Origin of the sequence: Amycolatopsis sp. cg5 (assembly GCF_041346955.1) — a bacterium.
Classification (GTDB): domain Bacteria; phylum Actinomycetota; class Actinomycetes; order Mycobacteriales; family Pseudonocardiaceae; genus Amycolatopsis.
On sequence record NZ_CP166849.1, the window covers coordinates 2,955,474 to 2,970,023 of the forward strand.

The window sequence follows — 14,550 nt, forward strand, 5'->3', positions numbered from 1 at the left end:
GAGTGGTACGGCCGGTTCTAACCGGCGATACCACTCACGACCCCCGTTCAGCCGAGCGAGATGCGGTCCAGGTCGGGTGCGCCTTCGGTGTCGTTGAACAGCTTGATCGCGTTGGCGCCCGCCTGAAGCGTCACCGTGAGCGTCGAGGTCTGCGGGGTCGTGTTGCCCTGCCCGTTCGTCTTGACCTCGGCGGGCGCGCCGCCGTTGACGCTCACGAAGTACGACCGCGGGCCGTTGACCGTGTAGTCCAGGTACAGCGTGTACTGCCCGGCCGACGGCACCGTCACGTTGTCGAACTGCGCGAAGGCGATCGGCGTGCCGCCGATGTTGCGCACCTTCTGGCCGCCCGAGCACTGGCCGCAGCTCGTCACGCCCGCGTCGCCGATGTTGTTCGCCGAGTCCTCGGCCTCCCGCATGAACACCCGGTCAGCCGGGCGCAGGGCCACGCGCAGCGGCTTGGACGCCGTCAAGGCCTTGCCCAGATTCAGGAACGACGCCGTGACCGGAATGTCAGCCGCCGCGACGTTCTGACCGGCGGGCGAGGTGAGCGTCCATGTCGCTTCGAGCGTCTGACCCAGCCGCAGCGTCGACGACGTCGCCGGAGTGCCCGCGAGCGACCAGCCCGCCGGCAGTGCCGGAGCCAGCTTGACCTGGTCGAGCGCGTCGTCGACGTCCACGCGCAGCTTCGCCGTGACCTTGATCGACTGCTGGCCTGACGGCAGCCACTGGATGCCGGCCGGGTCGACCGTCAGCGTCGTCCGTGGCACGTAGGACGCCGGGGGCAGCGGCGCGACCGCGATCCGGTCGAGCCCGGGGCCGCGACGGTCCTTGCTGAACACGGTCACCTTGTTGGCGCCCGCCTTCAACGGCACCGACAAGGCGACCGGCGACGGGACGTCCGCGATCCCGGCCGCCTGCACGTCGGCGGGCGCGCCGCCGTTGACGCTCACCGAGAGCGAGCCGGAGCCGGTGGCGCCGAGCTCGAGCCGGTAGTCGCCCGCCGTGCCGACGGTCACGTCGTCGTAGGTGACCGAGTTGCGCGGGCCGTTGCCGAGCCCGGTGACCTGCAGTGTGCCGGAGCAGGCGTCGCACCAGGCGAGGCGCGCCGCGCCGTCGCGGTCGTTGTGCCACGACTCGGCTTCCAGCGGCACCTGCTGCTGGAAGAACGAGCCCGCGTACTCGTAGCCGACCTTGATCTCGTCGATCGCGAGCTGCTTGTCGAAGCGCGGCGCCTGCGGGCCGCTCCAGGTGTTCAGCACGTCGAGCTTGATATAGCGGGCGCGCTGGTCGCCGATGTCGATGAACTGGACGCCGCGTGCGCTCGGCATGGCCGACACCTTCACCGGCTCGCCCCAGTGCCTGCCGTCGTCGCTGACCGAGACCTTGTAGTCCATGATCCTGGCCGAGTCTTCGGGGCGGCCAAAGGATTCCCGGGCGTAGGTCGGCGACGCTTCACGCTGGTTCACCGCGAGGTAGCGGGCGGGCTTGCGCCGTCCGAGGTCCAGCGTGAGCGAGACCGGGGTGTGCGCGTCGGAGTCCCAGAAGTTCTCGAAGCTGCCGTCGACGAGGTTGCTCGCCGGGTTGCCAGCCTTGCTCGCCGACGCCGTCGCCTTGATCGACGACTGCGGGTAGAACCCTTGCTGCCCTGAGGTTTCCACCTTGAAGACGGTGTCGTAGGTGTCCCAGTTCTTGATGCCGAGAATCGTCAGGTAGCCGCCGGACTGGCTGAACCTCAGCCGCTCGCCGGTGCGCTGGTCGCTGACCCGCTTGACCTGATAACCGTTGTCCCGCAAGCGAACCTGGTCCGTCCGCGGCTTGGTCAGCACGTGCAGGTACTGCGTCTTCGCGCCTGCGTCGACGGTGATCACGCCGTGCGCGCCGTCGTTCCAGAACCCGGGCTGCATGCCGCCGTACATGTACCCGCCGCCCTCCTTGCCCTGCAGCGAGGACTTGATCGGCGGGGTCCAGCTCGCCATGAAGTTGTTGAACTGCTCCTGCTGCGGCGGGAACTTCCCGTTCACCATCGGGGTTTCCGCCATCAGCGACTTCATCGACGAGCCGGCGTTGGTGATGTAGCGCCCGGTCGACAGCCGGGTGTCGACCGGCGAGTCACCGCCGCTGTACCACCAGTCGCCCGTGGTCGGCAGCTTGTAGTCGGCCTCGGTGAGCCGGGGCATCGGCGTGAACGCGGCCTGCGGGTAGTCGTAGGACGGCGTCATGCCGGTCTTCTGCTCGTTGCTGACCGTGTCCATGATCGGCGTGTCCTCGTTGTTGTTGCTCAGCAACCAGGACGGCCTCTTCGCGCGGATCTGTTCGTAGAGCTTGTTCTGCTCCCAGTACTCGTTGTCGTTGTCGATCCAGAACCCGGACAGGTCGCTGTAGCGCTCCATGACCTCGAAGAACAGGTCATAGCTGTACTTGCCGAACCCGGCGCGCGTGGTCAGGTCGACCTGCTCGCCCTTGTACGCCGAATAGCCAGCCGAATCGAGCGTCTCGATGCCGGTTTCCTTGTGCCACTGCGGATCGTCGGTCATGTACAGGATGATGTGGACACCCTTGGCGTTGCCCGCCTTGATCAGCTCGCCGAGCAGGTCGCGCTGGGTGGCGCAGCTGCCGGGGATCTTCGACGGCCACGGCTTCGCGTAGCCGAGCCTGCTGTGGAACGTGGCGAGCACGATGTACGAGGCGCCGAGCTTGGTCGCCTCGTCGACCCAGTACTCGGGGGTCCAGCCGCCGCCGGTGACGTCGCGCTCCCACTCCGCGCAGTTCAGGTGCCGGGGCGCGGTGAACATGCCCCAGTGCAGGAAGAGGCCGGCGGTGGAGTCGCGCAGCCACTGCTGACGCGGGTGGTGCACCTCCGCGTTCGCTGTGCCGACCAGGCTCGTCAGCAGGATGAGGACGGCCAGTAAAAGCCGCAAACCGGACCTTGCCGTGCTGCGTCGCACCTGAGTTTTCATGCCATCGCTCTCTCGTAGGCTGACGAGAGATCCGATGATTACGTCTCTTGACCCCGCCGGTCAAGGGCTAGTCGGTCTTCAATCGGTCGAGCCATCAGATGACTGTGCGCCATCTGGCCGAAACTCCGCCACCTCTTGCGGCGGGTTACCGGTGAACGTGACATCCGGGAACCGGGCGCCGCTCGCGAAGGTCGTCTTGAGGAACCGGGCCGGTCCGCGGAACCGTGAGCCGTCGAACCTGGGTGCCCGGATGAAGTGGATGCCGCTGAAGCCCGCGTCCTTGCCGAATTCGACGTCGATGAAACCCACGCTCTTGATGAACACCGCGTTGTCGAACTTGGCGGTGCCGCCGAACACGCATCGGTCGAACCGCACGGTGTGGGCGAACCGAGCGTTGCCGAACCCGGCCTTGCCCGCGAAGGCGATGTCGGTGAAGCCACCGCGACCTTGGAAATCGGCGCGCTCGAAACCGACGTCGCCGTGGAACTCGGCCTTGGTGAACCAAGCGTCGCCGGTGAATTCGACGTTGGTGAACCACGCGGTGCCGGTGAACTTGGTCTTGGTGAAGAACCCGGCCCGCAACCGGCAATGCGACAGCCGGAAGCCGTCGAGCGCGGCGCCGGACAGATCGAGGTCGGTGTCGGGCCAGAATTTGTCGGGATTCTCGGTCGGACTGAGGTGGGTCACCAGAATGCGCTGCGCGGTGAGCCGCACTTCGCGTTCCTGCTCGTCCTGGACGGACGGCATGCGCAGGTACGCGCAGATCACGTCCACAATGGTCTGACGCTGCCCGGGATTGCCCTGCGCGAGCCGTTCCAGCGCACGCAGCCCCGCGAGGCGGACCGGCGCCTTGTCGGAGCCGAGCTGGTCGGCCGCCTTGATGTAGAGGTCGGTGATCCGCCGCTCGATCGCGTCCTCGCGGGCGTCGTTCGCGATCTTCTCGGCGAGCAGGTGCGCGTCGTGCTTCTGCCGCAGCTCCAGCTCGGTCGACCGCTGCTTGCGCGCGGTGAGCAGCAACGCGACCGCGCCACCCGCGCCGACCACGAGCGTCCCGCCGGTGCGGATCGCGTCGAGCTGCGTGGTGCCGACGCTCAGCTTCAGCAGCAGCCACGTCACCACGACCGCGATGACGACGAGTATCAGCCCGCCGATCAGGATGGCCCGCTGCGACAGCACTTTCGGGGCAGGCTTTTCGGGTCGCTCGCTCACACCACACCATCGCGCGTCGGGGAGCGTGAACCTAGCACGCCGCGATCACGGCGCCGGGAACTCGACCGCGACTTCGGCCACGGTGTTGAGCAGCTCGGTGCCGGGATGCCCGCCGCCGGGCGCCGTCTCGGCGACGACGAGCAGCGAACCGCTCTGGCGCGACGCGTAGTGGTGCCCGGTGAAGTCCACCCCGCCGAGCCCGAGAGCGCTGCTCGCGAGCGGGGAGATGTCGCCGGAGTCCTGGACGTCGATGATCCGCTTGAGCTTCCCGGTCGTGTCCGCTTTGGCCATCTTCACCCACGAGACCGACACGACGACGGTGTTGCCGCCGCTGTCGGCGACGGCCACCAGCAGCCGGTCGAGCGAGCGGCACGGGTTGCGTGCGAAGAAGTCCCTGACTTCGCTGAACGACGCGGCCACACACTTGAGGTCCCGTTTGGCCGTCTGTTTGAGACTCTTGAGCCCGAGCCGTTTCCACGCTTCGGCGCGGTCACCTTTGCGCGCGGCCTCTTTGCTCGACGACTTGCCTTTGAGACTTTGACTCGCGGCCGACTCGACGGCCGCGCCGCCGCCCCCGGCACCACTGTGGAACGCGACGATCAGCGCGACCAGCGCGGCGCCCGCGCCACCGCCTCGCGCCACCCAACGGCCCTTCTTGTCGCGCGGTTGATCCGGTCTTCCCATGGCGTGCTCCGTCCCCTCGCGGCCGGAATCCCAGATCATCGCCGCAGAGCACCCGCTGGTTCACCGAAAACCCGCGCGAACCGCCCGAACAGAGCAGTAGCGTGCGTCCATGACCGAAGCCCGGCGAAAACGCGTCCGCCTGCTCCAGAAGTACGTGATCAACCCACCACTGAAGGCGCTGACGTTCGCGGGCAAGCTGCCGGGCCACATCGTCCTCGAAACCACGGGCCGCAAGACCGGCAAACCACGCCGCACGATCGTCGGCACCCAGCGCGAGGGCTCGACGCTGTGGGTCGTGGCCGAGCAGGGCCGCTATGCCGGTTACGTCGCGAACATCGCCGCCCAGCACCGGATCCGCGTCCGTCTCGACGGCCACTGGCTCGACGCGACCGCCACCGTCCTCGATGACGACGACGTCGACGCCCGCCTCGCGTCGTTCGACGACCAGAAGCACGTCGGAATGGTCCGCAAGTTCGGCACTTCGCTGCTGACAGTGCGCATCGACATCGACGCGCCGTGAAGGTCGGCTAGCTGATCTTGTCGGCCTGGATGGTCAGGATGAGCCGCACCTGATCACGCCCGCCGTACCAGGAATAGGGCGCGCCCGTGTACCGGTGCGCCAGCTTTTCGATGTGCTGGCGCGCGCCGTCGGTCGTCATGCGCAGCACCCGGCCGCGGATCGCGTAGTAGCGGAACGGGTTGTCGGGGTCGACGACGTTCAGCGCCACGCGCGGGTCGCGCTCGATGTTCTTGATCTTCACGAAGCCCTGGACGCTGTTGATGAGGATGTGCTTGCCGTCGGTGTCGCCCCAGGTCTCGGTCAGGTGCGGCGAGCCGTCGGGCATGGTGGTCGCCAGGAAGCAGGGGCTGGGCCGCTGCAGCAGCGCGCGTAAGTCGCTTGGTAAGTCCATGCGCAGATCCTCGCGCGTCCCTCAGAGCGGGATGGCTGCGGGTGCCGTGGCGGCTTTCCGCAACGCCTCGATGACACGGAGTGCAGGCTCCGGCAACTGTGGGGCGAGCGAGTGGAAGAATTTCTGCATCTAAGAGCCTGTTGCTTTTTGAACTGGCTCGACATGGCTTGATGATCTTGTTGCACGTGTGGCAACTTGGGATAATTGTTGTGTGGCAAGGGATTATCGGCCGGTTGATCGTGAGCAGGAGTTTCTGTTGCCGCCGTCGATGGCGGACTGGTTGCCGGATGATCATCTGGTGTGGTTCGTGATCGCGGTGGTGGGGCGGCTGGACACGTCGGCGTTTCACGCGACGGCGAAGCGTGGTGGGGTCGGGCGGCGTGGGTATGACCCGGAGATGCTGCTGACGTTGTTCGTGTATGCGATGGCGCATGGGGTGTCCTCGTCGCGGCGGATCGAGCGGTTGTGCCTGACCGATGTGGCGTTCCGGATCATCTGCGCGCAGGACATCCCGGATCACACGGTGCTGGCCCGGTTCCGCCAGCGTCACGAGGCGGCGCTGACGGATCTGCTGACCGAGTCGCTGGTGCTGGCCGCCGAACTGGGGATGGTGTCGCTGGGGGTGGTCGCGTTCGACGGCACCAAGATCGCCGCCAACGCGAGTAAGGACGCCAACCGCACCGAGGCTCACCTGCGGAAACTGGCCGAGAAGTTCGTTGAGGAGACCGCGCAGACCGACGCGGCCGACGACGCCCGCTTCGGCGCCGACCGGCGCGGCGACGAACCACCACCGGACCTGCGTGACCGCACCCGTCGCGGTGAACGGATCACGGCCGCGCTGGAGCAGATCCAGTCCCGTCGCGACGCGGCCGAGCAGGCCGGCGAGGGGCGGGCTGAGATCGCGCGGGCCTATGACGCCGCGGTCGCCGCCGGCCTCACCCGTGGCGGGGCCCCGCCGCGAGGCGCGGACCGGGTCGCGGTGGCCCGAGCACGCCTGGACCGGGAGCGAGCCACAGCGGTGTCCCGCTGGGAGGCCTGGCACGCCCAGATGCGATCCGGCGGCGGGCGCCGCCCGTCGGGGAAAGCAGCGGTGCCGCCGGAGGATCACAGCAGGGTCCGGCGGGCCCGCGCCGCCTATGAGGCCGCGCTCTCCCGCGCTGAACAGGCCGCCGCCACCGCGAAATCCCAGACGCAGACCGACAAGTTCGTGGCGAACACGACCGACCCGCAATCACGGCTGCTCAAGACCCGCAACGGCTGGGTCCAGGGCTACAACTGCCAGACCGCGGTCAGCGACGACGAATTCCTCGTGTCCGCCCGCGCCACCCAGGACACCAACGACCTCGACCAGTTCGTGCCCACCGCCGATGATGTCCTCGCCACCGCCGGGAAGCTGGCCCGGCGCACCGGCCGCGGTGACCTCACCGTCGGCGTGATGATCGGCGACGCCGGCTACGACTCGACCGCCAACCTTGAGACCGCGGGCCCGGACCGTCTCATCGCCGATGCCAAAGGCCGCACCGTGAACACTCGAGCCGCCACCGACCCGGCCACCGGCGACCCACCCAAGAACGCCACCGCGCGGGAGAAGATGAACCACCGGCTACGCACCGCAGAAGGCGTGACCCTCTACCGACGACGCGGCGCGATGATCGAAGCACCCAACGCCTGGCTCAAAGACCGCCGCGGGCTCACCCGCTTCGCCCGCCGAGGACTCACCGCCGCCCAAGCCGAACTCTCCCTCGCCGCCGCAGTCACCAACCTGCTCAAACTCTGGACCAAGGGCATCACCACCGCCCAGATCCGCACCACCTGAACCCCACCCCGGCCCGGCCCGGTGGCCAAGCCAGAGACCGGACGATGCCGAAGACACCACAACAGCAAAAAGCAACAGGCTCCTAACGGAGCAAAGCTTCCACTCGCGCCGACCCCGGGCCGGACCGGCTGCGTGAACGCCTCGTTCACAACCTTCAGGCGAGACCCGAGACCCAGGCTCGGTCCCGCCGACCCCGACGGTAGGTAGACGAGTACCGGTCAGCCAGAACCGTCCGCAACGCTTCCCCGCACTAAGAACGGCGACGCGGCTTTCCGCGCTTCGGAGTCTGCTGACGGCTCTTGTTCACGGCAGGCTTCTCGGGGCGTTTCGCCTTCGCCTTGGCTTTGGCCGGAGTCTTCTCCGGCGCGGGCCGCCCGCGGGTGCTGTTGACCGTGCGGCCGCGGACGATCCCGATGAACTGCTCCATCAGGTCGGTCGTCTCGTCTTCGAGCCACGACAACGCGACGCGCGACTCCGGCGCGTCCGTGAGGGGCCGGTAGGTGAGGTCCTTGCGGTGGTGCAGCCGCGCGAGCGACTGCGGGACGACCAGCAGCCCGACCCCGGCGGCCACCAGCTCGATGGCGTCCGCGGTCGTCTCGGGGCGCTCGATGGCGGGCTGACCGGGCAGCTTCTCCCAGCCGAGCGTGTCGTCGAGCGGGTGCAGCACGACGGCGTCGGCCAGGTCCTCGATGGACACCTCGTCGGCCGCGGCCACGAGATGGTCCTTCGGCACCACGACCACGGTCGTCTCGGTGTAGAGCGGGATCGCGTGCAGGCCTTCGCGGTCGATCGGCAGCCGCAGCAGCGCCGCGTCGGCCGCGCGCTCACGGATCCGGCCCTCGGCCTCGGCGGGCGTCACCTGGACGAGGTCGAGCGTCACCTCGGGCAGCCGCTCGTTCCAGGTCCGCACCCACTTGGTGGGCGTCACGCCGGGGACGTACGCGAGAGTGAAGGAGAGAGGTACGTCCGAGCCGGTCACGAGGCCAGATTACCGGGCGTGATCGGGCGCTCGTTACCCTGGACGGCATGACGTCGCAGAAAACGCCCCAGACGATGAAGCCCGCGACCGCGGCGAAGAAGCTGGGTGTGTACCTCGAAGCCACTCCCGGTGAGTTCCAGGAGGGTGTCGTCTCCCGCGACGAGCTGAACGCGCTGCAGGCCGACCCACCGGAGTGGCTGCGCGAGCTGCGCCGCAACGGCCCGCACCCGCGCCCGGTGATGGCGGCCAAACTGGGCATCTCCATCGGCGGCCTCGCGCGCGGCGGCATCACCGACCCGCTCACCACCGAGCAGATCGACGCGCTGAAGCAGGAGAACCCCGGCTGGCTGGAGCGCGAGCGCGCCACCCAGGCCGAGGTTCGCAAGGAAGCCTTGCGTGTCAAGGAAAAGAACACCCGGTCCTGACGCCGTGCCCGCCTTCAGCGCGTTCGACGGAACGAACCTCGCCTACCACGTGCTCGGCGACGGCGAGCCCTTGGTCTGCCTGCCGGGCGGCCCGATGCAGGACGCCGACTACCTCGGCGATCTCGGCGGCCTGGCCGAGCGCTTCCGGCTGATCCTGCTCGACCCGCGCGGCACCGGCGAGTCGGCGGTCCCGTCGAGCCTGCCTTCGTACCGCTGCGATCGCCAGGTCGACGACGTCGAAGCGCTGCGCGAGCACCTGGGCCTGGAGCGGCTGAACCTGCTCGCGCACTCCGCGGGCGCGAACCTCGCCGTGCTGTACGCGGCCGGGTACCCCGAACGGGTCGCCAAGCTCGTGCTGGTGACGCCGAGTACCCACGCGCTCGGCATCATGGTCACGCCGGGGGACCGGCGCGCTGCGGTCCAGACCCGTGCGGGTGAGTCCTGGTACGGGCCCGCATCGGAAGCTTTCGACCGCGTCAACGCGGGCGGCGCCACGAACAGCGACTGGGACGCGCTCGCCCCCTTCACCTACGCCCGCTGGGACGCCACGACGCAAGCTCACCACGCCCGGGGCGAGACGCGCCGCAACGACCGTGCCGCGATCCTGTTCGGCGCCAAGGGAGCGTTCAACCCCGAAGCGACCAGGGAGATGCTGGCCGCCTGCGACGCACCGGTCCTCGTGCTGGCGGGGGAGTACGACGTCAACAGCCCGCCGAGGGTCGTGGCCGAGCTCGCCGACGCGTTCCCCAACTCCACGCTCGACCTGATGTCGGGCGTCGCCCACTGCCCGTGGCTCGACGATCCGGCCGGGTTCGGCAGGACCGTCACCGGGTTCCTGGCGTCCCGATGAAGTGGTCGACGGCGCTCCGCCACCTGCGTGACCTGGCGGAAGCCGCCGCGTCACCGGCGGCGAAGTTCTCCTTGCCGGTCACCGAGTTGTGGGCCGCGGGCACGCTCGTCGGCGCCGCGCGCGCCGATGTCGAGCACGCGACCGTCGCGGTGGTCGTGGACCTGCCCGTCGCCGAGGTTCCCTGGCTGACCAGGCCGAACGGCGCCGACCACTGGGCGAACCTCACCCGCGTCTCGAAGGTGCCGGTGCGGGTGCTGTGGCGGTCGGCGCACGCGCCGGTCTGGAATCACGAGATCGACCGGCCGGTGTTGTTCTGGGACCGCGAAAACGGCCTCGGCGACGACGTCATGCGCGCGCTGAGCGACGGGCGCGGCGAAGATGTCCGCCTCGACGCTCCGTCGCCTGAGGAGTTTCGCGCTCGCGTCCAAGCTGATCTCGACGTGAGCCTGAAGGCTTTGCGAGCGCGTACTAAGGCTTACGAGGACCGCAGGTGGGCGCCGGGCAAGCTCACGGCGGTGTCCGACGCGCTGTGGGAAGCCAGCCACGGCTACTTCGACCTGCTGGACGCTCTTAACCGCGCGTCTGGCTAGGCGTCTCGCCATAGCGCCGTCGAAACGCCTCGGCGAACGCGCTGGTGGACGAGAATCCCGAGGCGAACGCGATCTCGGCGACGCCACGTCCCCGGTTTGCCGGGTTACGCAGCCTCGCGTGGGCGTTGGCTAGCCGCTGATCCCGGATGACCTCACTCGGCGTGGTCCCGGCGGCCTGCAGCGCGGCTTGCACCCGCCGCAACGACCAGCCCAGCGCGAGAGCAGCGCCCTCACCCGTGAGCTTCGGGTCGTCGGCGCACCGCCCGACATGATCACGGAAAGCGCGTTCGACCAGCGAACCTTCGGCAGGCTCGGTCAGTGCCTGCACCAGCTCGGTCAGCTGACGGCACAGCAGCCGGAACTGGCCACGGTCCAGTCGTTCCCGTTCCGCGGCGACCCGCCGCAGGTTCGCGCCGAGCACCGCACCGAGCCCACCGGTCAGATCCAGCACGCCCGGCGTGCCGCGCGGCAGTTCGGGCGCAGTGAAGATCAACGCCCGCAGCCCATCGTCATGCGCGAGCCCGAACGGCCGATGCGCACCCACGACACCCGCCCCACCGACCCCGACCGTCTGGCACATCCCGTCGAGTTCCACCCGCACGGAGCCGTGCAGCGGCACGATCACGCGCAGCTCTTCGTTGGGATCGCGAGCCGTCATCCGCGAGGACCGGACGTAGCCGACCGCGTCCGACCGGAACTCGACCAGCTGATACCCGCCACCGCGCTGGATCGCCGTCCAAGCACCGAAACCGCGGTCGGCGCCGAACCGGTGCTCGAGTTCGCAGTGCAGCCGCCCGACATGGTCGCGCCAGAACTCCTGCCGGTCGGCCTCGGCGACGTCCATCGTGGACACTCGCCTGACCACATAGCCGGTCGTATCCATCGCTCCACTGTCGCACCTGTGCGCGCCTCCGGACAACGCCTGCGCGTATCCGGATGCCGCGTTTCCCGGAGCCGCCTAACGTCGATGCCGACCCGGGAGGTGACGATGCCCGAAATCGCCGTCAACGGCACCACACTCGCGTACGACGACACCGGCCCCCGCACCGGCTCAACGCTCGTGTTCAGCCACTCGCTTTTCTTCAACCGCACCATGTTCGCCCCGCTCGTGGCGCACTTTGCCGACCGCTACCGCGTGATCACCTACGACCACCGCGGCCAGGGCGAAAGCGCGCCGGCGGCACTGCCCGACCTGAGCATGGACGTGCTGACCGAGGACGCCGCCGCCCTCATCGAGGCACTCGACCTGGGCCGCGTCCACTTCATCGGCAACTCGATGGGCGGTTTCGTCGCACTCCGCCTCGCCGCCCGCAGACCCGACCTGCTGCGTTCGGCCGTCGCACTGGGTTCCTCGGCCGAGGAAGAGCACCAAGCCGTCCACTTCGCGCCCCTGCTGGCCAAGATGCGTGCCGAGGGCGCGGCGCCACTCGTCGACGTCGTGACGTACATAATGTTCGGTGACACCTCGCTGGCCTCGGAGTCACCGATGCTCGCCGAGTGGCGCGCGTACTTCGCGGCGCTGCCCGAGTCCATCGCGGACAGCGCCCACCACGTGATTCACCGCGACAACATCGTCGCCGAACTCGCCTCGGTCGAGGTCCCGGTGCTCGCGATCGCCGGTGCGGAGGACCACACCTACCCGCCGCCGATCTCCTCGGAGAACATCGCGTCGGCCACCGGCGGCCGCCACGTGACGGTCGCCGGGGCCGGGCACTCGGTCGCGCTCGAACAACCCGCCGAAGTCGCGGCCCACCTCGAAAAACACCTCAGTGAGTCGTGAGTGGTACGGCCGGTTCTATTGAGGGGAAGGCCAAATGTGTCTCTTGCGCTCGGGTGCGGCTGTACCACACAAAGGCCACCCTTGTAACGCTGAGCGTGACATGGGCCCCCTTCGTCACGTCTCAGACTCCAGCAAAACCGCGCGAATAGGACATAGCGGACCACATTTCGCGCCTGGCGTCCATTGTGGACACGAAATCGGGTGTAGTTCACCAGCGAGACGACGTGAACGCCCCGTTCACAACGTTCAACGTCGCGAACGAGGCGTTCACGCCATCCCACCTGGCGCAGCGACCACACGTGGCGGGCGAGTCATGGGGGTCGTGAGTGGTACGGCCGGTTCTAACCGGTCTAAACACTCACGACCCGCTGTCCGTGACGACGCCCCACCACAGGAAGTCGCGGGCCCGGGTGGCCGCGACCAGCGATTGACGGCCGCGCAGCTCGGCCGACTCTTCCTCCGCGGCCTTCCCGATCGGTTCCCGATGCGGGAACTGCACGACGAACACGGCCTGGAAGTCGAGCCCCTTCGCCCGGTGCACCGTGCCGACCTTCAGCTTGTCGTCGGACTCGCCGGTGTACTCGTCGAGCGGCAGCCAAGGAACCCCGGCTTCACGCAACAGTTTCGTGCAGTGGACGAGCGCGCGGCGATGGAACACGATCAGCGCCGTCTGCCCGAGCGGGACGGTCAACGCCTTGATCTGCGCGAGAAGTTCGTCGCGCAGGTCATCCGCGGAACCGCGCCAGGTGCGGCTTTCGCCACCCGAGTTGGCGGACTCGGCGTCGAGTAGCGCGACGCCTTGGTCGCCGTCGAGGTCGTCGACCTGGTTCGTCGCGTCGAAGCGCTGGGCGAACGAGAGCACCTCGGTGCGGTTGCGGTAGTTCACGCGCAGCACTTCGCCGCGGCCTTGGATCGGGATGCCGGCGTCGGAGAGCCGCCAGCCGCCCGGGTAGACCTGTTGCTGGCCGTCGCCGACCAGCAGGAGGCGGTTCGGGCCGTCGCCGGCGAGCTGGTTGAGCAGCCGCAGGCCCAGCAGGGTGATGTCCTGGACCTCGTCGATGACCACGGCCGCGTAGCGCTCGGGCAGCGGCCGCGAGGTGAGTTCGGCGAGCGCGATGCTGATCATGTCGTTGTAGTCGTGGAGGTTCTTCTCGGCCAGTTTGTCCTGGTACGCCTCGAAGAAACGCCAGACCAGTTCCTTCTGGTTGGTGCCGAGCCGGAGAACGCGCCCTTTTCGGGGCGCTTTGAGGTACTCGTCGAGCGTCGTGATGCCGCGGCCTTTGATGACACGGTCGATTTCGGTGCGCCAGTAGTCGGCCGAGGGCTCGAACGGTTCGAGGAGCTCGCGGTGCGCGGACCAGGCCAGGCTGAACGCCGTCGTGACCTGCGCCGAGTTGACCTTCACGCTCTTGCCGCGTTCCTCGAGCAGCCGCCGCAGCCAAGCGTGCAGGTGGATGAAATCGACCCGGTCGGCGACTTCCGGCGCCAGCCTGCGGAACGACGCCTCGTTGACGGCGGGCAAGGTGCGCACGAACGTGGTGAACAGCAGCGGCCCGGTGGAGCGCCTCGCGAGATGGCGGAGCCGGTGCAACGCGACCACGGTCTTGCCGGTGCCCGCCGGGCCGCTGATCCTGGCGGGTCCGTTGTAGTGGCGCGAAACAATGGCCTGCTGTTGCGGATGCAGAAACGTGAGCCAGGCGTCGAACGGCCGCATTTGCGCGGCACTGATCTGATCAGCCGTGAGATCTTCCGCGGCCAGCAGGCCGGCGGTGTCCCGGTCGGGTTTGGCCATGCCGATCTTCATCGGCAGGTATTCGCCGAGCCGTTCGGCCGCCTGCTTGGCGATAATGTCGATTTGACGCTTCGTGAGATGGACCGCGTCGCGCTGGAAAAGCTTGCGCAGATCGGATTCCGCGAGTGTCCAATAGGGACCGGTGCCGCGCGGCTCCTTGCCGTTTCCCGTGCCAGGCACGACGAGTACGAAATTGATTGACGTGCCGTGCAGAACCTGTCCTTGATAGTCGCGGATACCGGCGCACCGTTCTTCCGCGTGCCGCATCACGGCCTGGAACGCGGCCTCGCCAGGCGGATTTTCGGCGATCATCACGGCGGACACGCCCGTGGCGCCGACGACGAACGCGTCCGCCTTGGTTTCGTCCGGCATTCTCCGGTGCGCCAGCAGATGCCAGTTGCCCGTGGTCTTCGCGAGCATCGCGGTGAGCACGCGGCGGCGCAGCGAATCAAGCCCGGGAAATGCCTGTGCCAGCAGTTTCACCGACTCCTGATCGGCGACTCGCATCGCGTGCCTGCTCAGGTTCACGTACCCTCCCCGTCGTGACGACCGCCGCC

13 protein-coding genes are annotated in these 14,550 nt (G+C 68.4%); 6 read left to right on the plus strand and 7 right to left on the minus strand.

The features are described 5' to 3' along the window. Positions 1-47: 47 nt before the first annotated feature. The 3 genes from AB5J62_RS13535 to AB5J62_RS13545 all read right to left on the minus strand — a co-directional run bounded on the left by AB5J62_RS13535 (position 48) and on the right by AB5J62_RS13545 (position 4,850). Complete coding sequence (locus AB5J62_RS13535) at positions 48-2,957, minus strand: alpha-L-fucosidase (RefSeq protein ID WP_370948560.1); 2,910 nt, start codon at positions 2,955-2,957, stop codon at positions 48-50. A 78-nt stretch (positions 2,958-3,035) separates the two neighbouring features. Beyond that, on the minus strand, positions 3,036-4,166 hold the full coding sequence (locus AB5J62_RS13540; RefSeq protein ID WP_370948561.1) for a pentapeptide repeat-containing protein: 1,131 nt from the start codon (positions 4,164-4,166) through the stop codon (positions 3,036-3,038). 45 nt (positions 4,167-4,211) lie between these two features. Beyond that, positions 4,212-4,850: a hypothetical protein gene (locus AB5J62_RS13545; RefSeq protein WP_370948562.1), complete on the minus strand. Its 639-nt coding sequence runs from the start codon at positions 4,848-4,850 to the stop codon at positions 4,212-4,214. 109 nt (positions 4,851-4,959) lie between these two features. Between AB5J62_RS13545 and AB5J62_RS13550 the strand changes: the two genes are divergently transcribed. Then, positions 4,960-5,370 carry a nitroreductase/quinone reductase family protein gene (locus tag AB5J62_RS13550; protein ID WP_370948563.1) on the plus strand — a complete coding sequence of 137 codons (411 nt, stop codon included), beginning with the start codon at positions 4,960-4,962 and terminating at the stop codon, positions 5,368-5,370. 7 nt (positions 5,371-5,377) lie between these two features. On the opposite strand, the gene AB5J62_RS13555 is transcribed toward AB5J62_RS13550, so the two are convergent. Next, complete coding sequence (locus AB5J62_RS13555; protein ID WP_370948564.1) at positions 5,378-5,761, minus strand: PPOX class F420-dependent oxidoreductase; 384 nt, start codon at positions 5,759-5,761, stop codon at positions 5,378-5,380. A gap of 211 nt (positions 5,762-5,972) precedes the next feature. Here AB5J62_RS13555 and AB5J62_RS13560 point away from each other — a divergent pair, with 211 nt between their 5' ends. Further along, entirely contained in the window at positions 5,973-7,577 is a 1,605-nt protein-coding gene (locus AB5J62_RS13560) for a transposase (RefSeq protein ID WP_370946284.1), read from the plus strand. A 250-nt stretch (positions 7,578-7,827) separates the two neighbouring features. Here the strand turns inward: AB5J62_RS13560 and AB5J62_RS13565 are convergent, their stop codons facing one another. Continuing rightward, positions 7,828-8,556: a LysR family substrate-binding domain-containing protein gene (locus AB5J62_RS13565; RefSeq protein WP_370948565.1), complete on the minus strand. Its 729-nt coding sequence runs from the start codon at positions 8,554-8,556 to the stop codon at positions 7,828-7,830. 47 nt (positions 8,557-8,603) lie between these two features. On the opposite strand from AB5J62_RS13565, the gene AB5J62_RS13570 reads away from it, so the two are divergent. The 3 genes from AB5J62_RS13570 to AB5J62_RS13580 are packed head-to-tail and all read left to right on the plus strand — an operon-like array spanning position 8,604 to position 10,421. Further along, positions 8,604-8,981 (plus strand): DUF5997 family protein, encoded by a 378-nt coding sequence (locus AB5J62_RS13570; RefSeq protein WP_370948566.1) that lies wholly within the window; start codon positions 8,604-8,606, stop codon positions 8,979-8,981. After that, positions 8,953-9,831, plus strand: a complete 879-nt coding sequence (locus tag AB5J62_RS13575) for an alpha/beta fold hydrolase (RefSeq protein WP_370948567.1) — start codon at positions 8,953-8,955, stop codon at positions 9,829-9,831. The genes AB5J62_RS13570 and AB5J62_RS13575 overlap by 29 nt, the downstream gene beginning before the upstream one ends. Next, positions 9,828-10,421 (plus strand): hypothetical protein, encoded by a 594-nt coding sequence (locus AB5J62_RS13580; protein WP_370948568.1) that lies wholly within the window; start codon positions 9,828-9,830, stop codon positions 10,419-10,421. Before AB5J62_RS13575 ends, AB5J62_RS13580 begins: the two co-directional genes overlap by 4 nt. Here the strand turns inward: AB5J62_RS13580 and AB5J62_RS13585 are convergent. Beyond that, positions 10,402-11,304, minus strand: a complete 903-nt coding sequence (locus AB5J62_RS13585; RefSeq protein WP_370948569.1) for an AraC family transcriptional regulator — start codon at positions 11,302-11,304, stop codon at positions 10,402-10,404. The two genes, AB5J62_RS13580 and AB5J62_RS13585, sit on opposite strands and share 20 nt — an antisense overlap. 105 nt (positions 11,305-11,409) lie before the next feature. On the opposite strand from AB5J62_RS13585, the gene AB5J62_RS13590 reads away from it, so the two are divergent. Next, a complete protein-coding gene (locus AB5J62_RS13590; RefSeq protein WP_370948570.1) occupies positions 11,410-12,201 on the plus strand; it encodes an alpha/beta fold hydrolase in 792 nt (263 codons plus the stop codon). 358 nt (positions 12,202-12,559) lie between these two features. On the opposite strand, the gene AB5J62_RS13595 is transcribed toward AB5J62_RS13590, so the two are convergent. Then, a complete protein-coding gene (locus AB5J62_RS13595; protein ID WP_370948571.1) occupies positions 12,560-14,521 on the minus strand; it encodes a UvrD-helicase domain-containing protein in 1,962 nt (653 codons plus the stop codon). Between the last annotated feature and the right edge of the window lie 29 nt (positions 14,522-14,550).

Bases quoted from the DNA above. Each gene is read 5' to 3' on its own strand.
- AB5J62_RS13535 (WP_370948560.1), bottom strand. From the start codon at position 2,957: ATGAAAACTCAGGTGCGACGCAGCACGGCAAGGTCCGGTTTGCGGCTT.
- AB5J62_RS13545 (WP_370948562.1), bottom strand. From the start codon at position 4,850: ATGGGAAGACCGGATCAACCGCGCGACAAGAAGGGCCGTTGGGTGGCG.
- AB5J62_RS13550 (WP_370948563.1), top strand. From the start codon at position 4,960: ATGACCGAAGCCCGGCGAAAACGCGTCCGCCTGCTCCAGAAGTACGTG.
- AB5J62_RS13555 (WP_370948564.1), bottom strand. From the start codon at position 5,761: ATGGACTTACCAAGCGACTTACGCGCGCTGCTGCAGCGGCCCAGCCCC.
- AB5J62_RS13570 (WP_370948566.1), top strand. From the start codon at position 8,604: ATGACGTCGCAGAAAACGCCCCAGACGATGAAGCCCGCGACCGCGGCG.
- AB5J62_RS13580 (WP_370948568.1), top strand. From the start codon at position 9,828: ATGAAGTGGTCGACGGCGCTCCGCCACCTGCGTGACCTGGCGGAAGCC.
- AB5J62_RS13585 (WP_370948569.1), bottom strand. From the start codon at position 11,304: ATGGATACGACCGGCTATGTGGTCAGGCGAGTGTCCACGATGGACGTC.
- AB5J62_RS13590 (WP_370948570.1), top strand. From the start codon at position 11,410: ATGCCCGAAATCGCCGTCAACGGCACCACACTCGCGTACGACGACACC.